We start from the raw sequence: 15,514 nt of genomic DNA, 5'->3' as shown, positions 1-15,514 counted from the left end.
CCGGAAGTGTCAGCCAGGAGGCCGACGGCTCCCCCGCGGGTGATCATGGCAGCGACGTGGGCGGCGGGCAGGGCTGGCAGGAAGGCGCGCGGTGACGACCGACGACATCCTTTTCGGCGTGGGACTGACGTTCGTCCTCGCCGTCGGCTCCCAGCTGGCCGCGGCCCGTCTTCGTATTCCCGCGCTCATCATCCTGCTCCCGGCGGGTTTCATCGCGGGGGCTCTGACCGACGACATCCATCCCGACCAACTGCTGGGCCCGGCTTTCAGCCCGCTGGTGTCGCTGGCCGTGGCGTTGATCCTCTACGACGCCGGCCTCGGGCTCGATCCGCGCAAGCTCCGTGGGCACACGCGCCGCACCGTGTTCAGGCTGATCGTGCTGGGCGTGGCGCTGTCCTGGGTCACCGTCTCCCTGCTCGCCGTTCCCTGGCTGGGGATGTCCGGGGATGCGGCGGTGATGCTCGGCGCCATCCTCGTCGTCTCCGGGCCGACAGTCGTCGGACCGCTGCTCGCCTTCGTCCGGCCGGCGGACCGGCCCCAGACGATCCTCTCCTGGGAGGGCTCCCTGGTCGACCCTCTCGGGGCCACCCTGGGGGCTCTGGTGTTCGCGGCCATCCTCGACGGCAGTGGCAACAAGACCATCGGCTACCAGGTGTTGCAGTTCCTGGCCAGTGTCGGAGTCGGTCTGGCCGGAGCCGCGGTGGGGACGGCACTGCTGTGGCTGATGCTGACCAGGATTCGGCCCGATGGGGCGCTCGGCACCGTCGGCCAACTGGGCACAGTGGTCGCGGTGGCCGCGGCCTGCGACATCGCCCGCGACGACTCCGGGCTCATCGCCGCCATCATCATGGGCCTGGTGGTGGCCCATCTGCCCGGTGTCGACATCCCCGACCAGCACCCGTTCTCCGAAACGCTGGTCAAGTTGATCATCGGGCTCCTGTTCGTCTCCATCTCCTCCACGGTCACCCCCGCGTCCCTGCACCACGTGGTCCTTCCGACCCTCGGCATCGTCGCGGTCCTCGTCCTGGTCATACGTCCTCTCGCCGTGTGGCTGGCCACGCTCGGGTCGGGACTGAAGCGCGGCGAGCGGGGCTTCATCGCGTGGATGGACCCGCGCGGCATCGTGGCCGCGGCCAACGCCTCCACCTTCTCCGCGGGTCTGGTCACCGCGGGCGTCGGCGGGGCCTCCAAGATCCTCCCGGCCACCTTCCTGACGATCGCGGCGACCGTGACGCTCTACGGCCTGACCGCGGTACCCGTCGCCCGCCGGCTGGGCGCCACCCGCCCTGCCCGCGCCCGTCCGCTCCTGGTCGGCGGCGACCCCTGGGCGGTCGACCTCGGGCTCGCCCTGCGCTCGTCCGGGCTGGAGGTCCTGATGTGGGTGGGTTCCGAGGAACAACGGGGGCACGTCCGGGAAGCCGGACTGGAACTCGCGCCCGGTGAGCTGCTGGCGGCGGCCACGGGGCGAGGAGCCCGGCTCGAGGGCATCACCGCCGTCCTGCTCCTCACCGACGAGGACGACTTCAACGCCCTCGCGTCGATGGTGCTGGCCCGCGACGGAGGAGTTCAGGTCTACCGCCTCGGAGCACGCAGCAGCAGCCACGGTATCGTCGCGCCCTACGGACGTGGTGAGACGTTGCTCGCCCCCGACCTCACCCGCCTTGCCATGGCCCAGCGGCACGCGCAGGGGGCCCGCATCGTGACGCGTCGCATCGACGACGCGGCCGGAACGCTCCCTGCCCAGCACGATCTGCTGCTCCTGGTGCGTTCCGGCGGCCGGCTGGTGCCCGCCGACGGCAGTGGCGCACCCGCCTCACCCCAGCCTGATGACATCGCCGTCCTGCTCGGCCCGGCACCGGATCCGCCCCGCTGACGACGGGGCGTCCCGTTCCTTGGCCATGCACCGCCCTCAGACCGTGGCTAGGGTGGATGGGAGGGAAAGAATGCCATAAAGCGCCAGAAAGCATCGCCGACGGGTTCCCGGTCGGGCGATGGAACGGATGGCAACCATGACCGCATCGACCACCAGCCCGCGGGAAACCCGCCCCGTCCGGCCCAGCGCCTCGGCCGTGGACAAGCGCTCGGCCGGCGCGGCTGCCGACCAGGCTGTCTCACGGCACGCCGTGACTCTCGACTTGCTCGGCACGCGTCTCGAACTGCCCCCTCCGGATCAGCTCGCCTTCCTCGGCGGCGTCGCCGTACTGGCCGCCTTCGAGATCATCGAGTGGCCGCTGGCGCTGGTGCTCGCGGTGGGACATCAGCTCGCCCACAGCCATCACAGCAAGGTCATGCGCGAGTTCGGTGAGGCGCTGGAGGAAGCGTGATGCCTCCGGCGGTTTGTGTGCCGGGTTCTGCTTTTCTGGGCGGCTGCGGGTACGTCGTGGCTTGTCGCGCAGTTCCCCGCGCCCCTTGAAGACCGCGCAGTTCCTCGCGTCCCTTCAGGTAGCGTGCCTTTTCGTGCTGCGTCCCAAGCTCCGTACTGGGCAAGGTCGTTAGCATCAGGGCATGCACTTGAGTCGTAGCCATGACAACCTGGACGACCTGCCCCGCGATCCGCGAGCGGACGAGTACCCGATGCCGTCCGTCCCGTACGGGTGGTACGCCGTGCTCCGCAGTGGCGAGCTGCGGCCGGGCCGGGTCGTCAGCCTGCACTACTTCGGACGTGCCCTCATCGCCTTCCGCGGAGCGGACGGCCGGCCCGCCGTACGGGACGCGCACTGCCCCCACTACGGCGCGCATCTGGGCGCGGGCGGGAAGGTCGTGGACGGCACCGTGGAATGCCCCTTCCACGGGTGGCGCTTCGGTCCTGACGGACGGTGCGTGGAGGCACCGTTCGCGGTCCGCACCCCCAAGGTGTCCATCGGCGGCCTACCGGTCCGTGAGCACAGCGGGCTCGTCTTCGTGTACGCCGGGCCGGGCGAGCCGTCGTGGGAGCTGCCCGAGATCCCGGAGACCGGATCCAGGGACTTCGCCACCCCCATCGACGACACGTGCCGCGCGCGCATCCACATCCAGGAGATGCGCGAGAACATCGTGGACGAGTCCCACTTCCACTTCATCCACGGCCAGAGCGAGCCACCCGTCCAGGATCTGCGGACGGACGGTCCCTTCGCCGAGGTCCGCGGCCGGATCCGTCGGCGCGTGTTCGGCCGGGACATCGACAACACCTTCGACGCGTTCATGTACGGGCCGGGCGTCATGGTGGTCCGTGCCCACGGCCCCGTCCTCTCGGTGACCGCCGTCGCCCTCACCACCCCCGTCGACGACCGCACGAGCGAGATGCGGATGCTGTACTACGTCCGCAAGCCGTCCCGCCTACCGTTCCTGGCGCCCGCGCTCAAGCTCGTCTTCCGCGCGGAAGCCCTGGCCGAGGTGCGCGAGGAGGTCCGGATCTGGGATCACAAGATCCACCAGCCTCGCCCCGTCCTGCTTCCGCACGAGAAGGGCATCAAGGCGCTGCGCCGCTGGTACGCCCAGTTCTACCCGCACGGCACCGCGTCCGGGGTTCCGTCCGAAGCCGACGGGCAGCGAGTGGATCCCGTCACGGCACCGCTCGAATCGCCTGCTGAAACGCGGTGTTGACCGCCAGGAGGCCGCCGTCCACGCACAGTGCCGTCCCGGTGATCCAGGCCGCGTCCCGGGAGGCGAGGAACGCGACCGCCGCCGCGATGTCCTCCGGCTCGCCGACCCGCCCCAGTGGGTACACCCCGGCCACCGAGTCGAGGTCGCCGTCGCGGCCCTCCCACGCAGAGGTGCGGACGGTACCCGGCGCCACCAGGTTGACGCGGACCCCGCGCGGCGCCGCGTGCCCGGCGAGAGTGCGGGTCAGCGACATCAGCCCCGCCTTCGCGGCGCTGTAGGCGTGGTTGCCGAAGTCCTGGACGCCGTTCACGGAACCGATGCTGACGATCGCGCCGCGCCCCGAGGCCACCAGATGCGGGAGCGCCGCCCGGCAGCAGCGGTACGCACCGGTCAGGGTGAGGTCGAGGTCGCGCGCCCACGCCTCGTCGGGCTCGTCCTCGAAGTGCGGGACGTCGGGCGTGCAGCAGGCCGCGCTGTTGACGAGCACGTCGAGCGAGCCGAAGGACTCCACGGCGTACGCGACGGCCGCCTCCACCGACGCCCGGTCGCCGACGTCGCACCCGTACGCCTCCGCCGCCAGCCCGCGCTCGCGCAGTTCCGCGGCCGTCTTCTCCGCCATGTCCAGGTCCACGTCGGTGACGAGCACGCGGGCGCCCTCCTCGCCCAGCCGCCGGGCGGTGGCCGCGCCGATGCCGCGGGCCGCGCCCGTGATGAGAGCCCCGTACCCCTGGAAGCGCGCCATCGGGCTGTCCGTATGCGCCTGTTGCCGCCTCGGATGCGCCAGTTGCCCGTTCGGATGCGTCGGATGCGTCGGATGCGTCGGATTCATGGGGCAGAACGTAGTGCTTGGGGGATCACCGGGGCAGATCCCCGGAGCCGTCGCTCAGCGGTACCCCGTCGCGTCCGCCGGCTTGTCCGTGTCCTGAACCTCGACGAGATAGCGCCAGGCGTCGGGGCGGCTGCCGTCGAGGTCGGTGAAGCCGTACACCTGGGCCAGGCCACCGCTGGAGAGGGACTGCCCGTTCCAGCGGGCGACCTCGGGGTCGGCGGCCAGGGCGGCCACGGCCCGGCCGACGTAGCGCGGGGTCTCGGAGATGCAGAAGTGCGGGACCCGCTCCAGCGCGTCCCGCCAGGTGTCCTCGGTGACGCCGAAGCCCTCCAGCATCATCTCCGAACGGAGCCAGCCGGGGGTGAGGGCCACGGCGGTGGCTCCGCGCGGACCGAGTTCGTGCCCCAGGGAGAACCCCATGCGCAGGACGGACGACTTGGCGAGGTCGTAGAAGAAGGAGACGCGGTAGTTGTCGCGGTTGTAGTCCGCGGTGCCGTCGGTCATCTCGACCACCAGACCGCCGGGTCGGCGCAGCAGCAGCGGCAGGGCGAGGTGGTTGGTGATCGCGTGTGTCTCGACGGCGAGCCGCAGCAACCGAAGGCCCTTGTCGAGGTCGTGCTCCCAGACCGGGGTGTCCCACTCGAAGAGCAGTTCGCCGCCCCAGATGTCGTTGACGAGGACGTCCAGGCGACCCTGTTCGTCGGCGATTCGGTCCACGAGCGCGCGGACGCGGTCCGGGTCGAGGTGATCAGTGGGTACGGCGATGCCGTGGCCGCCCGCCGCGGTGACGAGGTCGGCGGTTTCCTCGATGGTCTCCGGCCGGTCGTACTCCGAGCGCCGTTCGCGGGTGCTGCGGCCGGTGACGTACACGGTGGCCCCGGCGGCCCCCAGTTCCACGGCGATCCCGCGCCCCGCCCCGCGCGTCGCCCCCGCGACCAGTGCGACCTTGCCCTCCAACGGCCTTGCCATCCTTGAACCTCCCGTGCGTGTGAACGACGACTCTCATCGACAGCGGCTCCTGAGCCGGTGTCTCTTCGAGGGTGTCGTGGAAGCCGGACATCTTCTGTCGGGTTTCCCGACGCAGTCGGGTGTTTCCCGGGGAGCGTGTCGGCGCCCCGGAAATCCCGTACCGACGGCCCGGGCGGCTCTGCCAGGATGCGTGGCCGACGAGGAGGCCGATGAGCGAGAGCGAGGAGTGTGTCGAGTGCGGTGGAACGGTCGCCCCGGACGGGCACTGCTGGGACTGCGGTGCGGCCCAGCCGGGGTTCCGGGCGCACGTGGAGATCACGGCGGAGGGCGGTGCGGCGGGCGTCAGCGACCGGGGCCGTCGGCGGGGCGTCAACGCGGACGCTATGGCGCTGGCCACGACCGGGCCGTGGACCGTCGGGGTCGTCTGTGACGGGGTGTCCATGTCCCCCAGGGCCGAGCGAGCCGCCCGGGTAGCGGCCGACGTGGGACTCGACTGCCTCGCGCGTCAGCTGAGTTCGGGGGCGATCCCGGAGGTCGCGCTCGTCGGGGCCGCCGTGCGTGCGCACCGCGCGGTCGCGGCCCTCGCGAAGTCCGCCGCCACCACGGCGCAATCCGCCGGTGCCGCCGCGAAGTCCGCCGGTGCCACCGCGGAACGCCCGGACGTCACGGCCGCCGTCGCTCCGGCCTGTACGTACGTCGCCGGTGTCGCCGGGCCGGACGGCATCTGGAGCGCGTCCGTCGGGGACAGCCGCGCCTACTGGCTGCCGGACGAGGGGCCCGGGGCGGCGCTGACCGAGGACGACACGGGCGATCTGGACGCCCTGACCGCGTGGCTGGGCGCCGACGCCGACGAACCCGTGCCGCAGGTGCGGAGCTACCTGCCGCCGTGCTCGGGCCGGTTGCTGCTGTGCACGGACGGGCTGTGGCGGTACCTGCCCGACGCGGAGGGGCTGAGGGCGGTGGTCCGGAGGGCGAGGGCCGGCGGCGGTGGTCCGACGGCCGAGGCGCGAGCACTCGTGGGGTACGCGCTGGAGGCCGGCGGGCAGGACAACGTCACCGCGCTGCTGCTGCCGGTCGCGTCGAGTGTGCCGCCCGGATGAGGTGAACGTCCGAGGGAGGGAGGCGGATGCCCGAGGCCGGGGCCGGGCTGCCATGCCTTCGCGGCAGCCCGGCCCCAGCATCGGCATCGGCATCGGCATCGGCATCGGCATCGGCATCGGGCCCTGTGCGGGTCCGCCGGTCAGTGCCCGCGGGCGATCCACTCCTCCAGGTGGGGTGCCTCGGCGCCGATCGTCGTGGTCTCGCCGTGTCCGGTGTGGACGACCGTCTCGGGCGGGAGCGCGAGCAGCCGGTCGCGGATCGAGTCGATGATCGTCGGGAAGTGGGAGTACGAGCGCCCGGTGGCGCCCGGCCCGCCCTGGAAGAGGGTGTCGCCGGTGAAGACGGTGCCCAGACCGGCGTCGTACAGGCACACCGCGCCCGGGGCGTGGCCCGGGGTGTGCAGGACGGTGAGCTCGGTGCCGGCCACCTCGATGACCTGCCCGTCGGCGAGCCGGTTGTCGGGCAGGCGGTCGGGGTGGGTCTGCTTCCACAGCGGCAGGTCGTCGGGGTGGAGCCAGATCGTGGCGCCGGTCCGCTCGGCCAGGGCGGGTGCGGCGTCGATGTGGTCGTTGTGGGCGTGGGTGCACACGATGGCCAGCAGCCTCCGGTCTCCCAGCGCCTTGGCGATGGCGTCCGCGTCGTGTGCGGCGTCGATGACGATCGCCTCGCGGTCGTCGCCGACGATCCACACGTTGTTGTCGACGTCCCAGGTGCCGCCGTCGAGCGTGAACTGGCCCGAGGTGACGAGGTGTTCGATGCGCGCGTCGGTCACAGCGTCACCACCGACCGCAGGACGTCACCGGCGTGCATGCGCTTGAACGCCTTCTCGACCTCGTCGAGCTGGATGGTCTCCGTCACGAACGCCTCCAGGTCCAGGCGGCCCTGGAGGTAGAGGTTGATCAGCATCGGGAAGTCGCGGTCGGGCAGGCAGTCGCCGTACCAGGACGACTTCAGCGCGCCACCGCGGCCGAAGACGTCCAGCAGCGGCAGCTCCAGCTTCATCTCCGGTGTAGGGACGCCGACGAGGACGACCGTGCCGGCCAGGTCGCGGGCGTAGAAGGCCTGCTTGTACGTCTCCGGGCGGCCGACGGCCTCGATCACCACGTCGGCGCCGAAGCCGCCGGTGAGTTCGCGGATGGCCTCGACGGCGTCGGTCTCCTTGGAGTTGACGGTGTGCGTGGCGCCGATGCTCCTGGCGGTGGCGAGCTTCCGGTCGTCGATGTCGACGGCGATGATCTTCTCGGCGCCGGCCAGCCGGGATCCGGCGATGGCGGCGTCGCCGACACCTCCGCAGCCGATGACGGCGACGCTGTCGCCCCGGCCCACGTTGCCGGTGTTGATGGCGGCGCCGATGCCGGCCATCACACCGCAGCCGAGCAGTCCGGCGACCGCCGGGGACGCGGCAGGGTCGACCTTGGTGCACTGCCCGGCCGCGACGAGCGTCTTCTCGGCGAAGGCGCCGATACCCAGGGCCGGGGACAGTTCCTGGCCGGTCGAGGCGAGGGTCATCTTCTGCTCGGCGTTGTGCGTGTTGAAGCAGTACCAGGGGCGTCCGCGGCGACAGGCCCGGCAGTTGCCGCACACGGCACGCCAGTTGAGGATCACGAAGTCACCGGGCGCGACGTCGGTGACGCCCGCGCCGACCGACTCCACGACGCCGGCGGCCTCGTGGCCGAGCAGGAAGGGGAAGTCGTCGTTGATGCCGCCCTGCTTGTAGTGCAGGTCGGTGTGGCACACCCCGCAGGCCTGCACCTTCACCACGGCCTCGCCCGGTCCGGGATCCGGTACGAGGATCGTCTCGATCCGCACCGGCTCGTTCTTGCCCGGTGCGATCACGCCGCGCACTTCCTGCGCCATGGAGGACCCTTCCGTCGTTCGGTTTTCGCTCCCCCGACCCTACGTGTGACTGATCGGTAAGGGATGTGGATCACCGGAGTGGGGTGTCTGCCGAGTCCGCGCGCGGAAACCGCTTCGGCAGGGTCCCGCGGCCGACGTAGCCTGAACGCTCCGCCCCACTCCCTCGCGAGGAGCGACGTGAGCGCACAGGAGACAGAGACCCAGCAGCAGCCCGAGCAGCCCGCGTGGCGGCTGCTGCTCGGGTACATACGGCCGCACCGGTGGACACTGCTGCTGGGCGCGCTGCTGGCGCTGGCCACGGGCGCCTGCGGACTCGCGCTGCCGCTGGTGGCAAGGGAGTTGATCGACGACCTGTCCCACGGCCGAGCCATCACGGGTGCGCTGCTCCTCATGTCGGCCCTGGTGATCGCCAACGCGGGCATCGGAGCGCTGGGGTCGTACGTGCTGCGGCGCACCGCCGAGTCCGTGGTGCTCGGCGCGCGGCGCACGCTGTCGTCGTACCTGCTGCGGCTGCGGATAGCGGCCGTGGACCGGAGTGAGCCGGGCGACCTGATGGCCCGCATCACCTCGGACACCACGCTCCTGCGCGAGGTCACGACGGACTCGCTGGTGGGCCTCGGCACCGGCGGGCTCACGCTCGTCGCGACCGTGGTGATGATGGGTCTGGTCGACCCGGTGCTGCTGGCCGTCACGCTGGGCGTGATCGTGGGCGCGGGCGTCGTGCTCGGGGTGATCGTGCCGCACATCAACCGGGCCAGCCGCGAGGCGCAGAACGCGGTCGGCGCGATGGGCGCCTCCCTGGAGCGGATCCTCGGCGCGCTGCGCACCGTCAAGGCGTCCGGTGCCGAGCACCGCGAGGAGGAGCGGATCCACAACGCCGCCGAGGAGTCGTGGCGGCAGAGCGTGCGGGCCGCCAAGTGGTCGGCGGCCGCGGGCAACACGGCGGGGCTCGCCATGCAGATCGCCTTCATCACCGTGCTCGCGGTGGGCGGGGGCCGGGTGGCCACGGGTGCGATCGACGTGGGCACGCTGGTCGCGTTCCTGCTGTTCGTCTTCTATCTGATGTCGCCGATCCAGCAGGTCGTCGGTGCCGTCACCCAGTACCAGACGGGGGCCGCCGCGCTCGCCCGCATCCAGGAGGCCCAGCGGCTGCCCGCCGAACCGCCGTCGCAGGCCGCGCCGTTGCCCTCCCCCGGTGCCGAGCCCGCCGCGGTCGCCTTCGAGGACGTCCGCTTCCGGTACGCCGAGGATCTGCCGTACGTCCACCACGGAGTGACCTTCGCGGTCCCGGCGCGGGGCATGACCGCGTTCGTGGGGCCGTCCGGCGCGGGGAAGACGACCGTGTTCTCGCTCATCGAACGGTTCTACGACCCGGAGGCGGGCGTCATCACGCTCGACGGCCGTGACGTCACCGACTGGGAGCTGCCCCGTCTGAGGTCCGCGATCGGTTACGTGGAGCAGGACGCGCCGGTGCTGTCGGGTTCGCTGCGGGACAACCTGCTGCTGGGCAACCCGGAGGCGGACGAGGCCGCGCTCACGCGCGTGCTGAAGACGACACGACTGGACGGGCTGGTGGCGAAGCTGCCTCAGGGGCTGGAGACCCTCGTGGGGCATCGCGGCACCAAGCTCTCGGGTGGCGAGCGCCAGCGCGTCGCCATCGCCCGCGCCCTGCTGCGCCGCCCGCGGCTGCTGCTCCTCGACGAGGCGACCTCGCAACTCGACGCGGTCAACGAGGCCGCGCTGCGGGACACGGTCGCCGACGTCGCCCGGACGACGACCGTCCTCGTCGTCGCGCACCGGCTGTCCACGGTGACGATGGCCGACCGCATCGTCGTCATGGACGCGGGCCGGGTACGGGCGGTCGGAACCCACCGGGAACTCGTGACCGCCGATCCGCTCTACGCCGAACTCGCGGCGACCCAGTTCCTCGCGACCGCCTGAACCGGGGCGGCGCGAACTCCTGAGCCGGCAGCTCAGCTCCTGACCTCGGCACCTTCGGCTGCGCTTGCCGGGTTCCGGGTGGCGGAGGAGCCTCGAAGGGGGAGGTCCTCCGCGGCCCGTTTCCCGGTCGGGCCGCGGCCTGAGAAGGAGGTCGGTCATATGGGTACCGCGGCAAGCCCCGCCTTCGACACCGAAGCGCTGCGCCGGGGCATCGAAGGACGTGAAACGAACACGCTGCTGGCGATGTACGCGGAGGACGCCGAGCTGCGTGTCGTGGACCGCAACACCCAGCCCAGCCATCCGAAGGTGATGCACGGGCGCAACGAGATCAGCGACATGCTCGACGAGGTCTTCGGACGCGAGATGTCGCACAAGCTGGAGCAATGCGTCGTGGAGGGCGATCACGTCGCCTACTCCGAGTCCTGCGAGTACCCGGACGGTGTGAGGGTGCTGTCGACCTCCATGCTGTCGCTGCAGGACGGCAAGATCGTCGATCAGACCCTGCTCCAGGCCTGGGACGAGTAGAGGGCGAGCAGAGAAGGAGGCGCGGGAGGTCAGCCCAACGCCGTGTCCAGCCACCGGTGCATCACCTCGACCGGCAGCACCGGATTGGCGGCCGCGCTCCGGGCGGCGCCGGGATCCGTGAGCAGTTCCTCGATCCGCTCGGGTGAGAGCCGGGGGTCGCTCGCGGCAGCGCTCCGCAACACGCCGGACTGGTCGCGGCTGAGGCGTTCGATCAACTCCGGTGCCGCGTCGGGGTCGTGGACCGCGAGCACACGGAGGGCGGGGTCGTCGTGGTCGGCGTACCGCGCCAGGCCCCGCCTGGGGAACTGCGGCTTGCCGAGCAGTTCGCCGCGCGTGATCCCCTTCCACTCCAGGAACACGCCCAGTACCGCCTCCGCCGGAGCGGACGGCTGGAACTCACAGGTCAGGAGGCGGACGGCGAAGTCGTCATCTGCGGCGAGCCGGGTAACCAGGTCCGAGGGCAGCCGCGGGTGCACGGCGGCGCTGCGGCGCAGCCAGATGTGCGCGGAGGTCGCGCAGCGGCGGAGCGCTTCGTGGTCGTCGGGCAGCGCGCGCACCCAGTCGAGGGGGGTCAGCCGCTCTTGCGGCTCGACCCGGTAGTCGATCGCGGCCCGCTGTTCCTCGGTCAGTTCGGGCCGTACGGACACGGCGCGGCGGACCTCGTGCTCGGGGTCACGGGCCAGGCGGTCCACCAGGTCGGCCGGGAGCGACGGGTTGAGGGCAACGGCGCCACGTTCGCCGTCGTCCTCGCTGCTCACCAGCCGCTCGGCGGTGGTTCGCGTCAGCAGACACCGCCGCAGAACCAGTTCGCGTTCCCAGCCGTCGAGCTCACCCAGCAGTTCGTCGGTGCGTGCGGCGTCCTGGTGGCAGACGCGCAGGGCCGCGGCCGTGCGCACCTCGGCGGCGGGGTCGGCGAGGAGCGCCTGCCGGGTGGGCGGCGGCAGTTCGTCCCAGGCGCGGGTGACGGCCGCGCGGACCTCGGCGTCGGCGTGGTCCGCGTACCCGGCGAGGACGCGAAGCGGGATGCTGCGCGACCGCGCCGTCCAGGCACGGACGCGGCTGTCCGGATCGCTCAGCAGCCGCTCGTACGCCGCGTCCGGGAGCGGCTCGGCCTTTCCGCGGAAGGGCTCCGACCCCATGGCCAGAGCCCGGCGTACCTTGACCTCCGGGTCGTCGACCAGTCGGGCGCGCTGGGCCGGGTCCGCGGTCCAACTCTCGGTGAGGATCTCGCGTACCCGGTAGTCGGGGTGGGCGAGGATCGCGTCGGCGACGTCGTCCGGCAGTCCGCCGGTCCGCAGGCACAGCCAGAGCCACGACGCCTCCGCACCCGGCTCCAGGAGACGGAGCAGCACGTCGCTCGGCGCACTCGGATTGACGGCCAGTCCTCGAAGGACCTCCGTGCGTACGTTCTCCACCCGCCCCACTCCCCCTGCGCCGCCCGGCCGATGATCATACGACGCACGCACCGCCCGGTTCTGCCCTCTCCTCGGCTACGGTGGTCGGCGGGCCGTGACTGGCGCTGAGGTGGAGTACCACCGGGGAGCGGCTCGACGAACGGGTCTCCTGCCGCGCGCCTGGGCGCTTGTCACGACGACGCTCAGGAGGAGCGCATGTCCCAGGCCCACCAGGCACGGCTCATGGACGGAACCGGTCTCGCGCGGCGGATCGCGGAGCAGACGGCACGTCGTGCCGCCGAGGTCACGCGACGCACCGGCACGGCACCGTGTCTCGCGACGGTGCTCGTCGGCGAGGATCCCGCCTCCGTCACCTACGTCCGGATGAAGCGCAACCGCTGCCGGAAGGCGGGCATCGAGTCACGGCACGTCCCGCTGCCCGCCACGACCACGACAGCCGAACTCGTCGGCACCCTGACGGCGCTCTCCGCCAACCCGGCGGTGCACGGCATCCTGCTCCAGCACCCGGTGGGACCGCACATCGACGAGCGGGCCGCGTTCGAGGCCATCGCGCCGGAGAAGGACGTCGACGGGGTCACCCTCAGCTCGTACGCCGCGATGAGTTTCGGGCTGCCGGGGTTCGTGTCCTGCACGCCCGGCGGCATCATGCGGCTGCTCGACGCGTACGACGTGGACCTGGCGGGGCGGCGGGCCGTCGTCGTGGGGCGCAGCGCGATTCTCGGCAAGCCGGTCGGGATGCTGCTGCTCGGCCGGGACGCCACGGTGACGTACTGCCACTCACGGACGAAGGACCTGCCGTCGCATCTGCGGGAGGCCGACGTCGTGGTGGCGGCCGTGGGACGGCCCGAGCTGATCCGCGGCGGGGACGTCAAGCCGGGGGCCGTCGTGGTCGACGCCGGGTACAACGCGGGCAACGTCGGCGACGTCCACTTCGACTCCGCCGCCGCTCGGGCGGGGCTGATCACGCCGGTGCCAGGCGGTGTCGGCCCGATGACGATCGCGACGCTGCTGGAGCAGACCGTCACCGGGGCCGAACGGCAACTGGGCCTCTGACGGGCGCGGAGCGCGGGGGCCGATGCCGGCGGTTCCCGATCCCTCGGCGTGTCCTTTCGGAAACCCAGGAGGCTCTTTCGGACGTGCTGCCCCCCGCGCCCGGCACCGCCACACGTACGCCGCCATACTGACCCGCGTGCGGATAGCGATCATGACGGCCGGTTCACGGGGCGACGTGGCCCCGTTCACCGGTCTGGGACACGGACTGGTGCGGGCCGGACACGACGTCACCCTGGTGACGCACGGGCGTTTCGAGCCTCTGGTGGAGGGATCGGGGGTCCGGTTCCACTCCCTGCCCATTGATCCGCGGGCCGAGTTGGAGTCGGATCGCGGGCGCGGTCTGCACAGCAGCGGGACCGGCGCCGGAAAGCTGATCCGTTTGGCGGAGATGGGCCGGAGGTTCGCCGGGCAGATGGTCGGCGACGTCGTGGCCGCCGCCCGTGCCAGTGACGTCCTGCTGCTGACCGGAGCCCTCGCACCGCTCGGGCACACCGTCGCCGAGGGGCTGTCACTGCCGAGCATGGGCGTGAACCTGCAACCGCTCAACCCCACCAGGGAGTTCGCGCCACCGATGACCGGCACCCGTTCCTGGGGCCCGGTGCTCAACCGGGCGGCCGGGCACGGCGTGACCCTGGCCGTGGAGCGGGTCTTCGCGGAGACGGTACGGGATCTGCGGGTCCGGCTCGGTCTGCCCCGGGCCGGGCTCGCGGCCGTCCGCAAGGCACATGAGCGGCGGAGCTGGCCCGTGTTCCACGGTTTCAGCCCGCTGGTCGTGTCCCGGCCCCGCGACTGGCGGTCCGGGCTGGACGTCGTCGGCTACTGGTGGCCGTACGACCGGGACAGTCAACTTCCGCCGGAGTTGCGGGACTTCCTGGACGACGGTCCTCCCCCGGTCTTCGTGGGCCTGGGCAGCGCCACCGTGCCCGACGCCGAGCGGCTGAGCGCGCAGGTCGTACGGGCCTTGCGCGCGGCGGGCCTGCGCGGGGTGATCCAGCGGGGCTGGGGCGAACTGCGCGGTGACGGTGACGACATGCTCACCATCGGAGAGGTGCCGCACTCGCTGCTGTTCCCGCACATGGCGGCCGTGGTCCATCACGCGGGCGCGGGCACCACGGCGGCCGGGCTGCGCGCGGGGGTGCCGGCGGTGCCCGTGCCGGTCCAGTTCGACGAGGGCTTCTGGGCCGCCCGGCTCGTCGCGCTCGGAGTGGCGCCCCGGGCCGTGCCGCTGCGGGGCCTCACGGCCGGGGCGCTGGCCGCCGCGCTGCGGAAGGCCACGGGCGACGCCTCGTACGGGCAGCGGGCACGGAGTCTCGCCGAGCGTGTCCGCGGCGAGGACGCGGTGGCCCCGGTGCTCGCCGCGGTGGACCGGATCGCCGACGCCTGACCGCCGGGCCACGGGGCCACGGGGCCACGGGGCTACGGGGCTACGGGGCTACGGGGCTACGGGGCTACGGGGCTACGGGGCTACGGGGCTACGGAGGGTGCCTACACCGCTCGGGTCACGCTCGGGTCACCACCAGCGAGAACTCGTACAGGTCGCCACGGCACAACGACTCGCCGTACTCCACCACATGCCCCTTGTCGTCGAACGCCGTGCGTCGTACGAGCAGGGCGGCGGAGCCCTCCTTGACGCCGAGCAGCCGCGCCTGACGACCGGTCACGTTCACCGCCCGGATGTGCTGGGTGGCCCGTACCACCCGCACGCCGTGGGTGTTCTGCAGCGCCTCGGACAGCGAGCCCTCGAGGAGGGACTCGTCCAGGTCGGGGAAGCGCTCGGCCGAGAGGTGGACCGTTTCCACGCAGATGGGGAAGCCGTCGCCCAGCCGGAGCCGTTCGATGCGGTGGAGGGGGGTGCCGGGGTCGACGCCCAGGGCCGTGGCATGGTGCAGGTCGGCCTCGACCAGCTCCGCGGCGAGGAGTTCGGCGCTGGGGTGGTAGCCGCGCGAACGCAGGTCCTCGGAGAACGAGGTGAGCTTCGACGTCTTGGTGATCCTGGGCTGGGCGACGAAGGTTCCCACGCCGCGCACACTGCGGATCAGGCCGTCCTCGCGCAGGGCCTGGAGCGCGCGCCGGGCGGTCGCCCTGCTGACGTTGTACCGCCCGGCGAGCTGCCGTTCGGTGGGCAGCGCCTCGTCGGGCCGCATCCGGGCGATGTCGGCCTGGAGCTGCCGCCGCAGAGCTTCGTACTTGTAGGCGTCCGTCTCCGGGCCGTCGTCCCTGCGCCTGTCCTCGAGCGTCACGA

General features: G+C 72.1%; 14 protein-coding genes and 1 riboswitch. Of the genes, 8 read left to right on the top strand and 6 right to left on the bottom strand.

What is annotated here, in order from left to right; translation table 11 throughout:
* Positions 1 to 91 precede the first annotated feature (91 nt).
* From AB0959_RS45405 to AB0959_RS45395, 3 genes are all read left to right on the top strand, one after another.
* Positions 92 to 1,873, top strand: coding sequence for a cation:proton antiporter (locus AB0959_RS45405; protein ID WP_366832767.1), 1,782 nt, complete (start codon positions 92 to 94; stop codon positions 1,871 to 1,873).
* A 136-nt stretch (positions 1,874 to 2,009) separates the two neighbouring features.
* Entirely contained in the window at positions 2,010 to 2,324 is a 315-nt protein-coding gene (locus tag AB0959_RS45400) for a hypothetical protein (RefSeq protein ID WP_366832766.1), read from the top strand.
* A 181-nt stretch (positions 2,325 to 2,505) separates the two neighbouring features.
* Entirely contained in the window at positions 2,506 to 3,582 is a 1,077-nt protein-coding gene (locus tag AB0959_RS45395) for a Rieske 2Fe-2S domain-containing protein (protein ID WP_366832765.1), read from the top strand.
* Here AB0959_RS45395 and AB0959_RS45390 read toward each other — a convergent pair.
* Complete coding sequence (locus AB0959_RS45390) at positions 3,542 to 4,324, bottom strand: SDR family NAD(P)-dependent oxidoreductase (protein WP_366832764.1); 783 nt, start codon at positions 4,322 to 4,324, stop codon at positions 3,542 to 3,544. The genes AB0959_RS45395 and AB0959_RS45390 overlap by 41 nt on opposite strands.
* Before the next feature lie 141 nt (positions 4,325 to 4,465).
* Complete coding sequence (locus AB0959_RS45385; RefSeq protein WP_366832763.1) at positions 4,466 to 5,380, bottom strand: SDR family oxidoreductase; 915 nt, start codon at positions 5,378 to 5,380, stop codon at positions 4,466 to 4,468.
* A 209-nt stretch (positions 5,381 to 5,589) separates the two neighbouring features.
* Between AB0959_RS45385 and AB0959_RS45380 the strand changes: the two genes are divergently transcribed.
* Positions 5,590 to 6,480 carry a protein phosphatase 2C domain-containing protein gene (locus AB0959_RS45380; protein WP_366832762.1) on the top strand — a complete coding sequence of 297 codons (891 nt, stop codon included), beginning with the start codon at positions 5,590 to 5,592 and terminating at the stop codon, positions 6,478 to 6,480.
* A gap of 140 nt (positions 6,481 to 6,620) precedes the next feature.
* Here the strand turns inward: AB0959_RS45380 and AB0959_RS45375 are convergent, their stop codons facing one another.
* Together AB0959_RS45375 and AB0959_RS45370 are read right to left on the bottom strand one after the other, a co-directional pair.
* Positions 6,621 to 7,253, bottom strand: coding sequence for an MBL fold metallo-hydrolase (locus AB0959_RS45375; protein WP_366832761.1), 633 nt, complete (start codon positions 7,251 to 7,253; stop codon positions 6,621 to 6,623).
* A complete protein-coding gene (locus tag AB0959_RS45370) occupies positions 7,250 to 8,338 on the bottom strand; it encodes an S-(hydroxymethyl)mycothiol dehydrogenase (RefSeq protein ID WP_366832760.1) in 1,089 nt (362 codons plus the stop codon). Before AB0959_RS45370 ends, AB0959_RS45375 begins: the two co-directional genes overlap by 4 nt.
* A gap of 177 nt (positions 8,339 to 8,515) precedes the next feature.
* Here AB0959_RS45370 and AB0959_RS45365 point away from each other — a divergent pair, with 177 nt between their 5' ends.
* Both AB0959_RS45365 and AB0959_RS45360 read left to right on the top strand, forming a co-directional pair.
* A complete protein-coding gene (locus AB0959_RS45365; RefSeq protein WP_366832759.1) occupies positions 8,516 to 10,279 on the top strand; it encodes an ABC transporter ATP-binding protein in 1,764 nt (587 codons plus the stop codon).
* 159 nt (positions 10,280 to 10,438) lie between these two features.
* Positions 10,439 to 10,804 carry a nuclear transport factor 2 family protein gene (locus AB0959_RS45360; protein ID WP_366832758.1) on the top strand — a complete coding sequence of 122 codons (366 nt, stop codon included), beginning with the start codon at positions 10,439 to 10,441 and terminating at the stop codon, positions 10,802 to 10,804.
* Positions 10,805 to 10,833: 29 nt separating this feature from the next.
* Here the strand turns inward: AB0959_RS45360 and AB0959_RS45355 are convergent, their stop codons facing one another.
* On the bottom strand, positions 10,834 to 12,219 hold the full coding sequence (locus AB0959_RS45355; RefSeq protein ID WP_366832757.1) for a hypothetical protein: 1,386 nt from the start codon (positions 12,217 to 12,219) through the stop codon (positions 10,834 to 10,836).
* Positions 12,220 to 12,303: 84 nt separating this feature from the next.
* Positions 12,304 to 12,391: riboswitch (ZMP/ZTP riboswitch) on the top strand.
* 23 nt (positions 12,392 to 12,414) lie between these two features.
* Between AB0959_RS45355 and AB0959_RS45350 the strand changes: the two genes are divergently transcribed.
* Together AB0959_RS45350 and AB0959_RS45345 are read left to right on the top strand one after the other, a co-directional pair.
* A complete protein-coding gene (locus AB0959_RS45350; protein ID WP_366832756.1) occupies positions 12,415 to 13,272 on the top strand; it encodes a bifunctional 5,10-methylenetetrahydrofolate dehydrogenase/5,10-methenyltetrahydrofolate cyclohydrolase in 858 nt (285 codons plus the stop codon).
* 151 nt (positions 13,273 to 13,423) lie between these two features.
* The gene (locus AB0959_RS45345; protein WP_366832796.1) at positions 13,424 to 14,656 is read left to right on the top strand and encodes a glycosyltransferase; all 1,233 of its coding nucleotides are present in this window, start codon (positions 13,424 to 13,426) and stop codon (positions 14,654 to 14,656) included.
* Positions 14,657 to 14,771: 115 nt separating this feature from the next.
* On the opposite strand, the gene AB0959_RS45340 is transcribed toward AB0959_RS45345, so the two are convergent.
* Positions 14,772 to 15,512 carry a GntR family transcriptional regulator gene (locus AB0959_RS45340; RefSeq protein WP_366832755.1) on the bottom strand — a complete coding sequence of 247 codons (741 nt, stop codon included), beginning with the start codon at positions 15,510 to 15,512 and terminating at the stop codon, positions 14,772 to 14,774.
* Positions 15,513 to 15,514 lie beyond the last annotated feature (2 nt).

It is taken from the genome of Streptomyces sp. NPDC046862, from assembly GCF_040704615.1.
GTDB lineage: Bacteria > Actinomycetota > Actinomycetes > Streptomycetales > Streptomycetaceae > Streptomyces.
The sequence above is the reverse complement of the archived record's forward strand: the minus strand, read 5'-3'. Positions and strand labels throughout refer to the sequence as shown.

Bases quoted from the DNA above. Each gene is read 5' to 3' on its own strand.
- AB0959_RS45400 (WP_366832766.1), top strand. From the start codon at position 2,010: ATGACCGCATCGACCACCAGCCCGCGGGAAACCCGCCCCGTCCGGCCC.
- AB0959_RS45395 (WP_366832765.1), top strand. From the start codon at position 2,506: ATGCACTTGAGTCGTAGCCATGACAACCTGGACGACCTGCCCCGCGAT.
- AB0959_RS45390 (WP_366832764.1), bottom strand. From the start codon at position 4,324: ATGGCGCGCTTCCAGGGGTACGGGGCTCTCATCACGGGCGCGGCCCGC.
- AB0959_RS45385 (WP_366832763.1), bottom strand. From the start codon at position 5,380: ATGGCAAGGCCGTTGGAGGGCAAGGTCGCACTGGTCGCGGGGGCGACG.
- AB0959_RS45380 (WP_366832762.1), top strand. From the start codon at position 5,590: ATGAGCGAGAGCGAGGAGTGTGTCGAGTGCGGTGGAACGGTCGCCCCG.
- AB0959_RS45370 (WP_366832760.1), bottom strand. From the start codon at position 8,338: ATGGCGCAGGAAGTGCGCGGCGTGATCGCACCGGGCAAGAACGAGCCG.
- AB0959_RS45360 (WP_366832758.1), top strand. From the start codon at position 10,439: ATGGGTACCGCGGCAAGCCCCGCCTTCGACACCGAAGCGCTGCGCCGG.
- AB0959_RS45350 (WP_366832756.1), top strand. From the start codon at position 12,415: ATGTCCCAGGCCCACCAGGCACGGCTCATGGACGGAACCGGTCTCGCG.
- AB0959_RS45345 (WP_366832796.1), top strand. From the start codon at position 13,424: ATGACGGCCGGTTCACGGGGCGACGTGGCCCCGTTCACCGGTCTGGGA.